The 368-nt window shown below is 66.6% G+C and carries 1 protein-coding gene; it reads left to right on the top strand.

The annotated features are described in order from the left end of the window. The coding region (locus tag AC0L15_RS33265) for a TCP-1/cpn60 chaperonin family protein (protein ID WP_473498425.1) at positions 1 to 368 on the top strand (368 nt) is incomplete at both ends.

Genomic DNA, 368 nt, shown 5'->3' with positions numbered 1-368 from the left:
ATCCGCGTCGGCGGTGCGACCGAGATCGAAGTCAAGGAAAAGAAGGACCGCGTCGATGACGCCCTCAACGCGACCCGCGCGGCCGTCGAAGAAGGCATCGTTCCCGGCGGCGGCGTCGCACTTCTGCGCGCTTCGCTGGCCATCACCGTCAGCGGCGCCAACTCCGACCAGACCGCTGGCATCAGCATCGTGCGTCGCGCGCTGCAGGCTCCGGCCCGCCAGATCGCGGCCAACGCCGGTGCGGAAGCATCGATCGTTGCCGGCAAGATCCTCGAGAACACGGGCCCGACTTTCGGCTTCAACGCCCAGACCGGCGAATATGGCGACATGATCGCCATGGGTATCGTCGATCCGGTCAAGGTCGTGCG

Source organism: Mesorhizobium sp. WSM4846 (assembly GCF_055811415.1).
This window is presented reverse-complemented; position numbering and strand designations above follow the sequence as displayed.